This is a genomic window from Streptomyces sp. NPDC046759, from assembly GCF_040645475.1.
In the GTDB taxonomy this organism is placed as follows: Bacteria; Actinomycetota; Actinomycetes; order Streptomycetales; family Streptomycetaceae; genus Streptomyces.
On sequence record NZ_JBEYYJ010000029.1, the window covers coordinates 97498 to 113880 of the forward strand.

The window sequence follows — 16383 nt, forward strand, 5'->3', positions numbered from 1 at the left end:
GAGCGCCTGATGCGCGAGAGGCGCGAGCGTCTCGCCCGCGCCGAGAAGATCCCCACCATCGTCTGCGACAACGTCGACATCGTCTACCGCGTCAACGGCACCGGCTCCGGCCGCGGCTCCGCCACCGCCGCCCTCAACCGCATGCTCCGCCGCCGGCAGGCCGAGAAGGCGGCCGGCGTGCGCCGGGTGCACGCGGTGAAGAAGGTGTCGTTCGTCGCGTACAAGGGTGAGGCGGTCGGCCTCATCGGCACCAACGGCTCGGGCAAGTCGACGCTGCTCAAGGCGGTCGCCGGACTGCTCCCCGTGGAGAACGGCCACATCTACACCAACGGCCAGCCCTCGCTGCTCGGCGTCAACGCCGCTCTGATGAACGACCTCACCGGTGAGCGCAACGTCTACCTCGGCGGCCTCGCCATGGGCATGTCCAGGGAACAGGTGAGGGAGCGCTACCAGGACATCGTCGACTTCTCCGGGATCAACGAGAAGGGCGACTTCATCACCCTGCCGATGCGCACGTACTCCTCCGGTATGGCCGCGCGGCTGCGGTTCTCCATCGCCGCCGCCAAGGACCACGACGTGCTGCTGATCGACGAGGCCCTCGCCACCGGTGACCGCAGGTTCCAGATGCGCTCCGAGGAGCGGATCCGCGAGCTGCGCGAGAAGGCGGGCACGGTCTTCCTGGTCAGCCACAACAACAAGTCGATCCGCGACACGTGTGAGCGCACCCTGTGGCTGGAGCGCGGGGAGCTGCGCATGGACGGGCCGACCGAGGACGTGATGAAGGAGTACGAGGCCTTCACCGGGGACAAGAGCGACAAGAAGACAGCCGGCAAGAAGGCGTCCTGACCGCACGGAAGGGGTAAGCGGAAGTAAGAAGGTGGCCTGAAAGTTGCCGCGGGAGAAACCGCAGGCCACGGAACCGCCTCTTCCCCTTCGAGGCCCCCTTTAACCCCACGCGCGGTTATCCCTTTCATCCTCTTAGTGACAGTATGTTATGAAGGGTGCCGCAAGCCGACAAGCCGAAGGAGTCCACTGCGATGCCCCAACTCAGCGTCATCGTCTACGGACCGAACGCACAGGGGCACCTGAGAGAGCTACTGGACTCCCTGGAGGCCCGCCCGCTCCCCGCCGCCGAGGTCATCGTCGCCGCGGTCGGCGACTGGGCGCGGGAGACGGCAGAGGGTCACGCCCCCGAGACGGTGGTCGTACCACTGCCGGAGGGCACCGGTGACGCGGCGGCCCGTACCGCAGGCGCCGCCCACGCGACCGGCCGCTGGCTGCACTTCGTGCACGCCAAGGACAGCCTGCCGGCCGGCGCCCCCCGGCTGATCGCCGAGCGGATCGCCGAACTGGACACCGCCGCCACCGACGGTGGCGCACCCGTGGACGTCCTCCTCTTCGACCACGTCACCACCAGCTGGCAGACCGCCGCCACGCCCTCCCGCGACGGCCGCTTCCTCGCCGCCGTGGGCCGCGAGGCACTCGCCTTGGACGAGGCCGCCGACCTGCTGCGCCTCACCCCGCTGCTGGGAAACCGCGCCCTGCGCGCCGACTTCTGGCGGGCGCACGAGGAGCGGCTCACCACCGACGACGAACCGCAGGCCGCCCACGCCGCCCTGCTGCACGCCGGCCGCGTCGCCTGCCTGAACCAGGTGGCGTACGAGAGCCGCGAACTGCGCCCCGAGAGCCTGCCGCCCCTCGCCCCCGAGGACCGGTTCGGGCTGATCGAGCGCTACGAGTCGCTGCTCGCCCTCGCCAAGGACCGCCGTGCCGCCCGCACGGTGCTGTACGACCTGATGATGCGCGACCTCGTGCGCACCTTCGCCGGCGAGAACCTGCCCGACGCCGTGGCCCGCGAGTTCTTCCGCCGTGCCTCCCTCGCCGCGGTCCGCTGGCGTCCCGAGAACCATGAGCGCCCGGCCGGCGTGGAGGGCGTACGGCACGCCCTGCTGGAGGAGGGCGCGTACACGAAGTACCGCGCCTTCCAGGCCGCCAACCGCGCCCGCCGCGCCGCCAAGAAGGCCGTGCGCAGCCGTAAGAAGCAGGTCGGTGCCAAGCTCCGCGACCAGCAGTACCGGCGCGCGCTGAGCCGCCCGGTCGACCCCGACCTGGCCGTGTTCGCCGCCTACTGGGACCGCGGGGTCGCCTGCAACCCGGCCGCGATCGCCGCGAAGCTCGCCGAACTCGCCCCGCACATCCACCAGGTGTGGACGGTGTCCAAGGAGAACGCGGCCCTGCTGCCGCCCGGCACCGATTACGTGGTCCCCGGCACCCGCCGCTACTGGGAGACCCTGGCCACCGCCAAGTACCTGACGAACAACGTCAACTTCCCCAACGCGGTGGTCAAACGCCCCGAGGCGATCCACCTCCAGACCCACCACGGCACCCCGCTCAAGCGCATGGGCCTGGACCAGATGGAACACCCGGCCGCCGCCAAGGGCCTGGACTTCGCCGCCCTGCTGGCCCGCATCGACAAGTGGGACTACAGCATCAGCGCCAACAGCCACACGACCCGGATGTGGGAGCGCGCCTACCCGGCCCGCTACACCTCCCTCGACTACGGCTACCCGCGCAACGACGTGTTCTGCACGAGCGGCGCCGAGGAGGTCCGTGCCGCCCGCGAACGGCTCGGCATCGCGCCCGGCAAGACCGCCGTCCTGTACGCGCCGACCCACCGCGACTACGAGGCCGGCTTCACCCCGCGCCTGGACCTCGCGGCCCTCGCCGACCGCCTCGGCGACGACACCGTGCTCCTGGTCCGCGCCCACTACTTCTACGGCGGAGCCGCCTCACCGCTGACCGGCCTGCGCCGCTCCGGCCGGATCATCGACGTCTCCTCCTACGACCCCGTCGAGGAGCTGTGCCTGGCCGCCGACGCACTGGTCACGGACTACTCGTCGATCATGTTCGACTACGCCAACCTCGACCGCCCGATCGTGATCTACGCCGACGACTGGGAGACCTACCGCACCACCCGCGGCGTCTACTTCGACCTGATGACCGACCATCCCGGCCAGGTCGCCCGCACCCAGGAGGAGCTGACCGAGATCTTCGCCTCCGGCGCCTGGCGCGACGAGAGCGCGGCGAAGGCCCGGGCCGCCTTCCGGCGCCGGTTCTGCGAGTACGACGACGGGCGTGCCGCCGAACGGGTCGTACGACGGGTGTTCCTGGGCGAACCGGAGGAGTCACTGCCACCGGTGATCCCGCTCGAGGAACGCACCCCCGCCCCGACCCCCGAGGAGGCCACGGCATGACGACCCCCGACGTCACGGTCACTGTGATCGTCTACAACGACGCGGCCCGCCTGCCCCGTGCGGTCGCGTCGCTGCGCGCGCAGACGCACGCGAACATCGAGATCATCATCAGCGACGACCACTCCACCGACGAGACGCCGACGGTGGCACGCCGGCTGGAGGCACAGGACGACCGCATCCGCTACCTCCGCCTGCCGGAGAACAGCGGCGGCTGCAGCGCCCCGCGCAACCGGGCCGTCGAGATCGCCCGGGCGCCGTACCTGATGTTCCTCGACAGCGACGACGAACTCCCGCCCCGTGCGGTCGAATTGCTGCTCGCCGCGCACCGCGAGCGCGAGGTGGACTTCACCATGGGCGCGGTACGGCGGGTGCGGGTGGACAACGGCCGCCGCACGACGTGGATGCCGCACCTGGTCGCCGAGCGGCGCACCGTGGAGGGCATCGAGTCCGAACCGCGGCTGCTCTTCGAGCACCTGTCGACGAGCAAGATGTACGCGCGCTCCTTCCTGGACCGCCACCAGCTCCGCTTCCCGGAGGGCATCCACTACGAGGACCAGCTCTTCTCGGCGCAGGCGTACTGCCTGGCGAAGGCGTTCACGATCATCCCGGACCCGGTGTACGTCTGGTACATCGACCCGTTCGCGGCGGCGGCCTCGGCATCCATCTCCAACCAGCGGCACAAGGTCACGAACGTCCGCGACCGCGTCCACGTCCAGCGTCTGATCGACGACTTCCTGGTGGAGAGCGGGCACGCCGGGCTGCGGGAGGACAAGGACCACAAGTTCCTCAAGCACGACTTCCGGATGTACGCGGGCGACCTGCCCTACCGGGACGAGGAGTGGCTGGAGTCCTTCGCGGACATCATGAACCCCTACCTGGACACCCTGTCCCCCGGCGCCTACGCCCGCCTGCCCCGGCCGGAACGGGTGGTGCTGGAGCTGCTGCGCGAAGGGCGCCTCGCTGACGTCCGGCTCGCGGCGCGCGGGCTCGGGCACCCGGTGGCACCGCGGGAGGTCACGGCCGACCCGTCCGGCGTTCCGTACTGGGGCGACAGCGTGCCCTCGTCCGACCGCGGCCGCCGCGAACTGGCCGTGTCCGACCTGGAGTTGGACACGCGCCCGTTCCCGAGCGCGCTGTTCCGGCACGAGATCACCGAGCTGACCCCCGGGCGCGGTGCCTCCCTCACCCTGGTCATCCGCACCTACGACCCCGGGCTGCGCCTGCCCGTCGGCCCGCAGCGGGCCGCGCTGGTGCTGTCGCCCGGAAACCGCCGGATGACGGTCCCCTTCCGGCTGGACCCGGTCCGCCCCGGCATCTTCGAGGGCACGGTCCACCTGGACCTGACCGAGGCCCCCGTCCCCCTCCAGGGTTTCACGGGCGTACGTCACCCCGTGGTCCGCCTCCAGCAGCAGGGCCTGTCCAACTCCGGTGTCCTGCTGGCGCCGCTGTCCTTCCCGGCCCTCACGGCCCGCATCGAGTACCGCTCCGGTGCGACCCCGCACGAGCTCACCGTGGAACCGGAGGGCCGCAACCCCGGCCGTCTGCAGCTGAGCTGGCGCCCGGTGGGAGTGACGGCGCGGGTGATCCGCCCGCTGGTGCGCAGGGTGGCCCGGCCCAAGGTCCGCAAGGTGGCCAAGCTGCTGTCCAGCGTGCTGAGGTAGGGCCCCGTGCCTTAGAGTTCGCCGTGGTGGGGCGGGGGCGTGGGATCCCGCCGTGAGGGGGCCTGCCATGGGAACGACGGACGAGGACCGGGCCGGCGTGCTGCCGGCCGGTCCCGAGCAGATGATCGCGGAGGCGCGGAAGGCGTTCTTCGTGATGTTCGGGCTGCTGGCGCTCGTCTGGCTCCTGCAGCTTGCCAACTACGCCGACCACTACGCCCTGTCACGGGACTACGGAGTGGTGTCGGGTGACATCGGCACGCTCCCCGACATCCTCGTCGCGCCCCTCCTCCACTGGAGCTGGGCGCACATCGAGAGCAACTCCGGGCCGCTGTTCGTCTTCGGTTTCCTCGCCGCCTACCGAGGAGTGGTGCGCTTCCTCGGGCTCACCCTGCTGATCGCGGTGACCAGTGGCGCCGTGGTCTGGCTCTTCGAGCGGGGCGAGGTGCAAACGGTCGGCGCCAGCGGCCTGATCTTCGGGTACTTCGGGTACGTCGTCGTCCGGGGCCTCTTCGACCGGCATCTGATCGACACGCTGGTCGGAGTCGTCATGGGCGCCTCCTTCGCCTACCTCCTCACCGTCGCCGTACCCGGCACACCGGGAGTGAGCTGGCTCGGCCACCTCGGAGGCCTGTTCGGGGGCCTCCTGGGCGCCTGGCTGTTCCGGGACCGCCGGCCCCGGACCGACGGCCGCGACGACATCCCCCGGCCCCGCGCCGACCACCCCCGAGCCGACCTGCACAAAGAACTCGGCGACCTGGGCCTGCTCTAGGGACTTGCCCGTGCTGTGAGACCCGCCCACGGCTCAGCCGCGGCCCACCACGGCTCAGCGCACCACGCGGTACAGGACCTGGCTCCCTGGACCCGTGGTCACCTTCCGGAGCCCCGGCCCCGCCAGACTCCCCGGCCCCACAACCCACCGCACGCCGTACTCCCGCAGGATCCCCGCCCGTTCGGCGGTGGACGTCCCCGCGGCGAAGTACCGCGTCACCGCCGCCTCCCGCCGCGTGGCGTCCGGCAGGAACACATCGGGATATCCGGGCGCCACGGTGTAGGGCCCGTACGCGGGGATCTGCCGCTCGGCGGACGTCCGAGCCATCACCACGTCCCCGTGCTTCACCCACGGCGTGATCCAGTGGTACCCCACCCACGGCGCCCGGTACTTCGCCGCGACCACGGAGGGCAGCGCCCCCTTCCCGGTCACGTAGCCGAGCGTCCCGACCTGGGTCCACGCTCCGACGGCCAGCGCCGCGCCCAGGACGCACGCCCAGCCCGCCCGCACCGCCCGCCGCCCGGCGGAAACGACCTCCAGCGCGGCCGCCAGCTGTGCCGGGATCAACGCGGCGGGCAGGGCGCGGCCCCACGAGTAGTGACCGCTCAGCCCGCCCGCGGCGAACACCAGCGCGCCCAGCACGAAGAACAGCGCCAGCGGATCCCAGTGGTCCCGCCGCCAGCGCAGCGCCAGCGCCGCCACCCCGAGCAGCACCAGTCCGAACCGCGCGGCCAGGTGCGCGTACAGCGGCCGGTGGATGGCCTCCAGATCCGCGCCGGCGGAGAAGAGGGAGAAGAAGTCGTAGTACGGCCACAGCCACAGCAGGAGCAGGCCCAGCGCGAGGGCGGCACCCAGCCGCAGCACCACCGCCCGGGCCGGCCGCGCCGCGATCAGCATCGCCAGCGCGCCCAGAGAGGCCACGACCCCCGTGAACTGGTGGCACAGCAGGATCAGCGCCCACAGCACACCGAGCCACAGCCACCTCGCCCATGCGGCCTCCTCCCGCACCGCCCGCGTCAGCCACGCCCAGAAGTGGAAGGTGAGGCCGAGCGCGAAGACGCTGGGGTACGACACCGTCAGCGCAAGGGAGTTCAGACCCAGGAAACCGGACCAGTTGAACAGCAGCGGACCCCACAGCAGGACCAGGCTGAGCAGGGCCAGCGCGGGGGCCGCGCGGTGCGGGGTGAGGGTGCGGACGTATCGCCGTACACCGGTGACCAGCAGGGTCAGCCCGACGAGCGCGGCGAACCGCAGGATCACGAACACCGACAGGCCGGTCAGCTTGGCGAGCACGCCCAGCACCAGCATCCACGGCGAGTAGTAGGGGCTCGGCGTGTCCGCGTCGACCAGCGGGTTGCCGGGGTGGAGCGGGTTGTGGCGCAGGCGCTGGACGGTGGCCGCGTGCATGCCGAGGTCGCCCGCCCACGGCAGGCGGACGATGACCAGGAGCAGCAGCACCACGACGAGCGCGGCGGCGGCCTGCGGCAGCACCCGGCCGGCCCGCGTGACGCCCGGCTGCGAAGGCGTGCGGCTCACCGGTGCGGCGTCAGACGGTGCGGTGTGCATCCTGCTGGAACACCCAGGTGCGGTAGACCAGGAACCGGAAGGCGGAGGCGAGCACGATCGACAGTGCCTTCGCCACGTTCGACCCGACCACGCTGTGCAGTCCGAGCGCGTGGTAACCGACCCAGAACAGGCCGATTTCCATCACCACACCGAGGCCGCTGAAGACGAAGAACAGGATGATCTGGCTGCGGGTGCGCGCGGACCGGTCGCGATAGGCGAAATGCCGGAAGCCCAGGTAATTGGTCGCCATCGCGACACAGCTGGCCAGGACGGTGGCCGTCATCGCGGGCCAACCGAGGCCGTGCAGCAGCAGATTGAAGATCAGGAAATTGACGAGGACACCGCTGCCGCCGACGATCCCGAATTTCACGACCTCCAGGACGACCCGTTTGACGGGCCGCCGGGCCGGTGCCGGCGCAGGCGCCGGTGCCGGTGCCGGTGCCGGGCGGGTCTCGGTGAGTTGAACAGTCACAGCGCCGACCCTATCCGAAAGGAACCGATTAGCAGGAAACGGTAAATTCGCTGATCACTTTTGCCTAAGGGTCGGCAAGAAACGGAACGCCCCGGGCCGATTCGACGTCGGCCCGGGGCGTCCTCACGGTCGTACGGCTACGAGTGCGTGCGCAGCAGCGTCCGCATCGTACGCATCGCCACCGACAGGTTGGCGAGGTCGAAGGTCTCCGAACCGCGGATCTCCTCCAGGGTGGTGCGTGCCCGGCTCAGGATGGGCGCGTTCTTCTGCTCCCAGGCCTTGAACCGCTGCTCGGGCGTGGAGGTGCCGTTGCCGACCGCGAGGACGTCCGCGGTGAGGGCCGCGTGCGCCGCGTACAGGTCCTCGCGGATGGAGGCGCGGGCCATGGACTGCCAGCGGTCGTTGCGGGGCAGCTCGATGATGCGGTCCATCAGCTGGGTGATGTTCAGCCGGTCGGCGAGGTCGTAGTAGACCTCGGCGACGTCGAGCGGCTCCTTGCCCATGCGGTCGGCCACCGACACGATGTCGAGCGCCGGGAAGGCGGAGGAGAACCCGGCGACGCGCGTGGCGAGTTCGTCCGGGACACCGGCCGCGGACAGCTCGTCGTAGACGTGCTGGTACCACTCCAGGTCCGCGCCCTTGAGGAGCTTCGGCAGCTCCTGCCAGACCCGCTCGACCCGCTCGGCGAAGAAATCCACCGTCTCGGCGAGCTGCAGCGGCTGCGGCCGGTTGTTGAGCAGCCAGCGCGTGCCGCGCTCGACGAGGCGGCGCGAGTGCAGCCGGATCCGGGTCTGGACGGTCGCGTCGACCTTGTTGTCCAGGTCCTCCACCGCGTCCCACACCGGTGCCGAGCAGAAGATCGTGCGGGCCGCGGTCTGCGCCCGGACGATCTCCTCCAGGGAGGCACCGGTCTCCTCGCGCAGACGGTGCAGATACGTCGTACCGCCCGTGTTGACCGTGTCGTTGACCAGCACGGTCGTGGTGATCTCGCGGCGCAGCGGGTGGTTGTCGATGGCCTCGGCGAACCGCTCGCGCAGCGCCGTCGGGAAGTAGGCGTGCAGCAGGCTGCGCAGGTACGGGTCGTCGGGCAGCGAGGTGTGCAGCAGCTCCTCGGCGACCGTGATCTTCGTGTACGCCAGGACGACCGCGGTCTCCGGCCCGGTCAGACCCTGGCCCTGGGACAGGCGCTCGCGGATCTGCCGGTCGGCCGGCAGGAACTCCAGCGCCCGGTCCAGGTGGCCCTCGCGCACCAGGTGGCGGAGGAACCGCTGCTGGGCGTGGAGCATGTCCTTGGCCTGGAACAGGGCGTTGGCCAGGGCCGTGTTCTGCGCGTAGTTGTTGCGCAGCACCAGCGCGCCGACCTCGTCGGTCATCTCGGCGAGGATCTTGTTGCGCTGCTTGACGGTCATGTCGCCGTCCGCGACCAGGCCGTTCAGCAGGATCTTGATGTTCACCTCGTGGTCGGAGGTGTCCACGCCGGCGCTGTTGTCGATCGCGTCGGTGTTGATCTTGCCGCCGTGCATGGTGAACTCGATCCGGCCGAGCTGGGTCAGGCCCAGGTTGCCGCCCTCGCCGACGACCTTGACCCGCAGGTCGGCGCCGTCGACGCGGATCGCGTCGTTGGCCTTGTCGCCGACGTCCGCGTTCGACTCCGCCGACGACTTCACGTACGTGCCGATGCCACCGTTCCACAGCAGGTCCACCGGCGAATGGAGGATGGCCTTCATCAGGTCGGCCGGGGTCATCTTGGTGACCTTGCCCTCGATGCCGAGGGCTTCGCGGATGTGGGCGTTGATCGGGATCGACTTGGCGCTGCGCGGGAAGATCCCGCCGCCCGCCGACAGCAGCTCGGTGTTGTAGTCGGCCCAGCTGGAGCGGGGCAGTTCGAACAGCCGGCGGCGCTCGGCGTACGAGGTGGCCGCGTCCGGCGTCGGGTCGATGAAGATGTGCCGGTGGTCGAAGGCGGCTACCAGGCGGATGTGCTCGGACAGCAGCATGCCGTTGCCGAACACGTCACCGGACATGTCGCCGATGCCGACGACCGTGAAGTCCTCGGTCTGCGTGTCCACGCCCAGCTCACGGAAGTGCCGCTTGACGGACTCCCAGGCGCCGCGGGCGGTGATGCCCATGCCCTTGTGGTCGTAGCCCGCCGAGCCGCCGGAGGCGAAGGCGTCGCCGAGCCAGAAGTTGTACTTCTCGGCGACCCCGTTGGCGATGTCGGAGAAGGTCGCGGTGCCCTTGTCGGCGGCGACCACCAGGTAGGTGTCGTCGCCGTCGTGCCGGACCACGTCCTGCGGCGGCACGACCTCGCCGCCGACCATGTTGTCGGTGATGTCGAGCAGCGCCGAGATGAACGTCTTGTAGCTGGCGATGCCCTCGGCCAGCCAGGCGTCCCGGTCCTTCGCCGGGTCCGGGAGCTGCTTGGCGACGAAGCCGCCCTTGGCGCCGACCGGCACGATGACGGTGTTCTTCACCATCTGCGCCTTGACCAGGCCGAGGATCTCGGTGCGGAAGTCCTCGCGGCGGTCCGACCAGCGCAGACCACCGCGCGCTACCTTGCCGAAACGCAGGTGCACGCCCTCGACACGCGGGGAGTACACCCAGATCTCGAACGCCGGGCGCGGCGCGGGCAGGTCCGGGATGGCCTGCGGGTCGAACTTCATGGAGACGTACTCGTGCGGCTTGCCGCCGACCGCCTCCTGGAAGAAGTTCGTGCGCAGCGTCGCCTTGATGACGGTGAGGAAGGACCTGAGGATGCGGTCCTCGTCCAGGCTCGCCACCTGGTCCAGGGCCGCGTCCAGCTCTTCCAGCAGCGCGTCCGTGATCTCCAGGCCGGCCTTCTGCCGGTCCGGCGACATCCGTGCCTCGAACAGCGAGACGAGGAGCCGGGTGGTGTGGACGTTGTTGCGGAGGGTGTCCTCCATGTAGTCCTGCGAGAAGGTCGAACCGGCCTGCCGCAGGTACTTGGCGTAGGCGCGCAGCACCATCGCCTGCCGCCAGGTCAGCCCGGCGCTCAGCACCAGGGCGTTGAAGCCGTCGTTCTCCGCCTTGCCGGTCCAGGTGGCGGCGAAGGCCTCCTGGAAGCGCTCGCGGGCGTCGTCGGCGAGGTGCTCGCCGCCCGCGGCCTTCGGCATGCGCAGCCCGAAGTCGTAGATCCAGGCCGTGGTGCGGTCCGAGCAGCGCAGCTCGTACGGACGCTCGTCGGTGACCTCGACGCCGAGGCGGCTGAGGACCGGCAGCACGTGTGAGAGGGAGACCGAGCCGCCCTTCTGGTAGATCTTGAAGCGGCGCTCCTCCGGCGCGGCACCGACCGGCTCGTACAGGCTCAGTGAGAAGGTCTTGTCCTCGCTCAGCTGCTCCAGGTGGACGAGGTCGGCGACCGCCGCACGGGGCGTGTGGTCGGCCTTGTAGCCCTCGGGGAAGGCGTGGCCGTAGCGGCGCAGCACCTCGGCCGCGCGCTCCTCGCCCACCTCTGCGGTCAGCGCCTCGGCGAACGCGTCGGCCCAGGAACGCGCGGCCTCGACCAGGCGGGCCTCGATGCGTTCCTTGTCGGCGTCCGACAGCTCGGGCAGCTCGGTGCCCGGCGGGACGCGGACGACGAAGTGCAGCCGGGAGAGGATCGACTCGGTGTTCCAGGCGGTGAAGTCGACGCTGACGCCGCCGAGCTCCTCCTTGAGGATGTCGATGATCCTGAGCCGGACACCCGTGGTGTAGCGGTCGCGTGGCAGGTAGACGAGGGCCGAGTAGTAGCGGCCGTACTCGTCCTGGCGCAGGTAGAGCCTGAGCCGACGGCGCTCCTGCAGGTACAGCACGGACGTGACGATGGACTGCAGCTCCGCGACGGGCGTCTGGAACAGCTCGTCGCGCGGGTAGGTCTCCAGGATCTGCAGCAGGTCACGGCCGTCGTGGCTGTTGGGCGAGAACCCGGCGCGCTCGAGCACCTCGTCGACCTTGCGGCGGATGACGGGGACCCGGCGCACGGACTCGGTGTACGCGGCGGAGGAGAACAGACCGAGGAACCGCCGCTCACCGACGACGTTCCCCTGCTCGTCGAACTTCTTGACGCCGATGTAGTCCAGGTACGACGGCCGGTGCACGGTGGCCCGGCTGTTGGCCTTGGTCAGCACGAGCAGCTTGTGCTCGCGGGCCTTGGCGCGGGCGTCGGCCGGCAGCCGCTCGAAGGAGGGGCTGACGGGGTGCTGCTCGTCCTCGGCGTGGTGCGGGTCGGAGCGCAGTATGCCGAGACCGGTGCCGGGCACGGCGGCGAGGGTGTCGTCCTCACGCAGCTGGTACTCGCGGTAGCCGAGGAAGGTGAAGTGGTCGTCGGCCAGCCAGCGCAGCAGCTCGCGGGCCTCCTCGACCTCGGGCCGGGCCATGTCACCCGGGACGGGCTCGCTCTGAAGGCCGTCGGCGATCCGGGTCGCCGCGTCCCGCATCTTCTCCCAGTCCTCGACGGCCTCGCGCACGTCGGACAGCACGCGCAGCAGATCGGCGGTGATCTGCTTCAGGTCGGCGCGGTCGGTCTCCCGGTCGATCTCGACGTGGATCCAGGACTCGAAGTGCGCGTCGTGCGGCAGGTCGCCGTTGGCCTGGGTCGGCAGGACCTCGATCAGCTTGCCGGTGAGGTCGCGCCGGACGACGAACTGCGGGTGGACGACGACGTGGATGCCGCGCCCGCGCCGGGTCAGCTCATTGGTGACCGAGTCGACGAGGAAGGGCATGTCGTCGGTGACGACCTCGACCACGGTGTGGCTGCAGGTCCACCCGTTCTCCTCGACGGTCGGGGTGTGGACCCGCACGTTCGCCGTGCCCTGGGGGCGGTTCTCGGCGAGACGGTAGTGCGAGAGCGCGGCGCCGAAGACGTCGACCGGGTCGCGGCCGGTGAGGTCTTCCGGGGCGGTGTGCAGGTAGTAGCGCTGGAGGAACGCGAGCACGGACTCGCTGTCCGGGGTGTCCGGGGAGCCCTCGCCCTTGGTCCCGGTCGGTAGGTGCCCCCCGACCGGGCTGTTCTCAGCTACCCGGGCGGCCCTCTCGAGCAGCTCGGCCTTGGCTTCGTCCAGCTTGGTCTGCATTGTCCTCTGACTCCTGTCGCGCGCCGTTGCGTGACGTAGAAGGAAGTACGGTCTCTTTCCCTCCGGCTCGAGGCCACGGCCCGGGGTGTCCGGTCCGCATCGACGCTATGCCGTGAGGTGAGATGAGCGGGGGGGATTCGGCCATTCTCGACACACCGGTCGGGTGTGACGCTGCTCTCGGCGCCGCCGTGTCCAGGGTTGTCCTCGGCGTACCGGGCGCCTCTGCGGCCCGGTCCCGCCCGCGAAGACCAGCGACCGCCGCCCGGTCACGGAGGTGCTCCGTGCAGCCCGGGCGCAGGGCAGGGGCAGCGTCGCCCCCGCGAGATATCGCGCTGATCACGCCACAAGGCTATCGCTCCTCACCCGGGGCCCGTCATGAGCCGTATGTGTACAAAACCGAGGGGTGAAGTTTGACGTTCTGCACAGGGGTGGTGCGCGGGGTGGTGGCGTATCCGCCGGGTGGGGCGGGAGGTGACGCCCGCCGGCCGGGGCGCACGAGCTCGGCCGCCTGCCCGAGGGGGCGTCCGGTCGCGTCGCCACGGCCCCGACCGCACTCTGAGTACAGGGCACCCTGACGACTGGGAGAGGCTTCCGGAACCGGAACCGCGACGGCCCCCTTGGCAAGTACGCCCGGTGTTGGCACCTTGCCCGGGGGCGGTGCGTCCCGCCCAGGAGTACAGGAGCATCCCAGTACGTCCGGAGGAGCAGACATGCCCGCGAAGATCCTCATCGTCACCGGCGACGCGGCGGAGTCCCTGGAAGTCCTCTACCCCTACCAGCGCCTGCGTGAGGAAGGCTACGAAGTCCACATCGCGGCCCCCTCCTGCAAGACCCTGCGCTTCGTCGTCCACGACTTCGAACCCGGCTACGACACCTACACCGAGAAACCCGGCTACACCTGGCCCGCCGACCTCGCCTTCGCCGACGTGGACCCGGGCGAGTACGTGGCCCTCGTCATCCCCGGCGGCCGGGCCCCCGAATATCTGCGCAACGACCCCGAGCTCCGCAAGATCCTCAAGGCGTTCTTCGACTCCGACAAGCCGGTGGCCCAGATCTGCCACGGCCCGCTGCTCACCGCGGCGATCGACAGCCTGCGCGGCCGCCGGGTCACGGCCTATCCCGCCCTCGAACCGGACATGCAGGCAGCCGGAGCCGGCTTCCAGGACGCCGAAGCCGTGGTCGACGGCACCCTGGTCTCCTCCCGGGCGTGGCCCGACCATCCGGCCTGGATGCGCGAGTTCCTGAAGGTCCTGCGCTCGAAGGCACCGGCGAGTTGAAGGACGGCGGGGGCGGAGACCCAGCGCCGCCGGTTGCGGTACGTCACCGGCTTCACGGCCTCCGCGGCTGCGCCGTAGCCGCGGAGGCCGCCAGGCGCTCCGCCGCCATGCCGCCATGCCGCTATGCCGCTATGCCGCTATGCCGCTATTCGCTGAGCCTCCTCCACCGCCTCGGCCAGCGTGTCCACCACCGGCACCCCTGCGTCCTCCAGGCTGGCCCGGCTGTGCGATCCCCCGGTGTACAGCACCGCCAGCACCCCCGCGCCCCGTGCCGCGAAGGCGTCGTCCGCCGCGTCCCCGATCACCACGGTCCGCGCGGGCTCGACGGCTCCGCTCAGCGCCGCCAGATGCCGCACCATGTGCTCGGCCTTGCTGCCCCCCGACGGCCCCGTACGCCCGTCGACCCGCAGGAAGTGCGTCTCTATTCCGAAGCCCCGCACGAGGGGCACCAGTTCATCGTGCATGTACATGCTGAGCAGCGACTGGCTGTTGCCCGTCGCCCGCCACCCCTCGAGCAACTCCGCCGCCCCGTCGGTCAGGAGACACCGCTCCCGGTGTTCGGCGTAGTACCGGTGGAAGACACCGTCCATCAGCTCCCACTCGACGTCCGTCGGCAGCCGGCCGAGCAGCCGCTCGTAGAACTTCGGCACCGGCACGCAGTACAGCGACCGGTACTCCTCCAGCGTGATCGGCGCGAGTCCCAGCTCGGCGAAGGCCGCGTTCGTCGCTCCGATGATCGCGTCATTGTCGTGGAACAGCGTGCCGTTCCAGTCCCAGACGATGTGCGCGTTCCCGTGCATCCCCATGCGAAAAACCGTACCCGGCCCCACTGACAATGACGGCGGCCGACCGCTTTCGCCCAGGTCAGGGCGGGTCAGTTCAGTCCGACGAGATGGGGGATCTCCTGCGTGGCGAACCACAGCAGCTCGTGATCGTCCGCGCCGTCCACGACGAACTGCGCGTCGTCGTCCCCGCCGTCGGCCGCCTGAAGCGCCTCCGCCGCCGCGGCCACGTCCTGCTCCGCGTCATCGGCGTCGACATGCACCGCGGCCGCCTTGGCGAGCGGCACGGTCACCGTGACGGTCACCTCGCCGAGGGCGGACGGGTCGAGCCCACGGTCCGGGTCGACGCTCGCGGCTCCGTCGGTCACGTCCACGGCGACCACGACCCGGCGCCGTGCCGCCCCCGGGTCCGCCGCCAGCAGCCGCAGCGAGGCCAGCGCGGCCCGGCTGAGCGCCGCGTACTCGAGTTCCTCGATGTCCTCGGACAGATACCACTCGCGCAACGCGGGCGTGACGGCATACGCGGCGAAGGGGCCGCTCCCCAGCTCACCCGTCTTGTGCGCCTCGGCGAGACCGGGGAGGGTCAGGGGGACGTAGACGCGCATGCTCGCCGCTCTTTCCTGCTCTAGGGCTCCGCTGAGCCCCCGGGACGACCGGCTGGTGCGTCTCCCGGAGGACCTTCAGGATACGTGCGCCCGTCCCCTTTCGGGTCTGTGCCCACGCCCCGGGAACCGTCCACCCCGGGCCGGGAATTCACCCGGCACACCCGCGGCACCTCGGGAACCGGCACCCCCCGCATCCCTCGGATAGGTGAACTTCCCCGCCCCTCCCGAGCCCTCCCCGCCTTCCTTGCCCCCCGCTCTCTCCTCCCCGTACAAGATCCCCACCAGCGAGTTACCGCCCGGTACAACCGGGCCCGCCGAACGGGGACCCCATGAACAAAGTCATGAGCCGCACCACGACCCACACGACCGAGGCGACGAGCCGCACTCCCCGTCCGCGCCACCGCCCGCCCACCCGCCACGACATCCGCCGCCCCGGCGGCGCCCCGCCCAGGAAGCCGTCGGTCAGGGGCAGGGCCGACGCCCCACCGAACGCCACCGGAAACGCCGACACGGCCCCCACAGCGCCGGAAACCGCCGTGCCGCCGGTACGCCCCACCGACCTCTTCGCCGACCGTCTCCTTGCCGTCCTGAGCGGTCAGCGTCCCGTCCACTGGATGCTCCGCCACACCGCCGGCCGCGCCTACGACGATCTGGCCCGCCTCGCCGAACGGCGGCCCCTGCGCACGCGGGGCTCCCGCCCCGTCGTCCATGACATCGGCTACTACGTGCCGAGCGAGGGCGCCCTCGAAGTCTTCGCCCGCATCGCCGCCGGCGACCAGCTCCGCGCCCTCGCCTTCCGCCTGGAACGCGGCCGGGACCTCCGCTGGCGCTGCACAGCAGTGGAAACCGGCCCCCGCCGCTGACAGCACAAGGGCCGGGCCCCCAGAGGAACCCGGCCCTTCGCACGGCTCAAACGCCGCAGGCG

General features: G+C 70.7%; 11 protein-coding genes. 6 read left to right on the forward strand and 5 right to left on the reverse strand.

Annotation, left to right across the window (positions count from 1 at the left end):
- Positions 1-9 precede the first annotated feature (9 nt).
- From ABZ919_RS32195 to ABZ919_RS32210, 4 genes are all read left to right on the forward strand, one after another.
- Positions 10-846, forward strand: coding sequence for an ABC transporter ATP-binding protein (locus tag ABZ919_RS32195; RefSeq protein WP_361254696.1), 837 nt, complete (start codon positions 10-12; stop codon positions 844-846).
- 191 nt (positions 847-1037) lie between these two features.
- Positions 1038-3254, forward strand: coding sequence for a CDP-glycerol glycerophosphotransferase family protein (locus tag ABZ919_RS32200; protein WP_361254626.1), 2217 nt, complete (start codon positions 1038-1040; stop codon positions 3252-3254).
- On the forward strand, positions 3251-4915 hold the full coding sequence (locus ABZ919_RS32205; RefSeq protein ID WP_361254629.1) for a glycosyltransferase family 2 protein: 1665 nt from the start codon (positions 3251-3253) through the stop codon (positions 4913-4915). The genes ABZ919_RS32200 and ABZ919_RS32205 overlap by 4 nt, the downstream gene beginning before the upstream one ends.
- 67 nt (positions 4916-4982) lie before the next feature.
- A complete protein-coding gene (locus ABZ919_RS32210; protein WP_361254632.1) occupies positions 4983-5684 on the forward strand; it encodes a rhomboid family intramembrane serine protease in 702 nt (233 codons plus the stop codon).
- 54 nt (positions 5685-5738) lie between these two features.
- On the opposite strand, the gene ABZ919_RS32215 is transcribed toward ABZ919_RS32210, so the two are convergent.
- The 3 genes from ABZ919_RS32215 to ABZ919_RS32225 form a co-directional block, all read right to left on the reverse strand.
- Positions 5739-7175, reverse strand: a complete 1437-nt coding sequence (locus ABZ919_RS32215; RefSeq protein WP_361254699.1) for a hypothetical protein — start codon at positions 7173-7175, stop codon at positions 5739-5741.
- A 55-nt stretch (positions 7176-7230) separates the two neighbouring features.
- Positions 7231-7722, reverse strand: a complete 492-nt coding sequence (locus ABZ919_RS32220) for a GtrA family protein (RefSeq protein ID WP_361254635.1) — start codon at positions 7720-7722, stop codon at positions 7231-7233.
- A 137-nt stretch (positions 7723-7859) separates the two neighbouring features.
- Complete coding sequence (locus tag ABZ919_RS32225; RefSeq protein ID WP_361254638.1) at positions 7860-12794, reverse strand: NAD-glutamate dehydrogenase; 4935 nt, start codon at positions 12792-12794, stop codon at positions 7860-7862.
- 710 nt (positions 12795-13504) lie between these two features.
- Between ABZ919_RS32225 and ABZ919_RS32230 the strand changes: the two genes are divergently transcribed.
- Entirely contained in the window at positions 13505-14071 is a 567-nt protein-coding gene (locus ABZ919_RS32230; protein WP_361254641.1) for a DJ-1/PfpI family protein, read from the forward strand.
- A 137-nt stretch (positions 14072-14208) separates the two neighbouring features.
- Here ABZ919_RS32230 and ABZ919_RS32235 read toward each other — a convergent pair whose 3' ends face one another.
- Both ABZ919_RS32235 and ABZ919_RS32240 read right to left on the reverse strand, forming a co-directional pair.
- Complete coding sequence (locus tag ABZ919_RS32235; protein ID WP_361254644.1) at positions 14209-14877, reverse strand: HAD family hydrolase; 669 nt, start codon at positions 14875-14877, stop codon at positions 14209-14211.
- Positions 14878-14945: 68 nt separating this feature from the next.
- Entirely contained in the window at positions 14946-15458 is a 513-nt protein-coding gene (locus ABZ919_RS32240; protein ID WP_361254647.1) for a hypothetical protein, read from the reverse strand.
- A 341-nt stretch (positions 15459-15799) separates the two neighbouring features.
- On the opposite strand from ABZ919_RS32240, the gene ABZ919_RS32245 reads away from it, so the two are divergent.
- The gene (locus ABZ919_RS32245; RefSeq protein WP_361254649.1) at positions 15800-16321 is read left to right on the forward strand and encodes an Rv3235 family protein; all 522 of its coding nucleotides are present in this window, start codon (positions 15800-15802) and stop codon (positions 16319-16321) included.
- Positions 16322-16383: the final 62 nt, after the last annotated feature.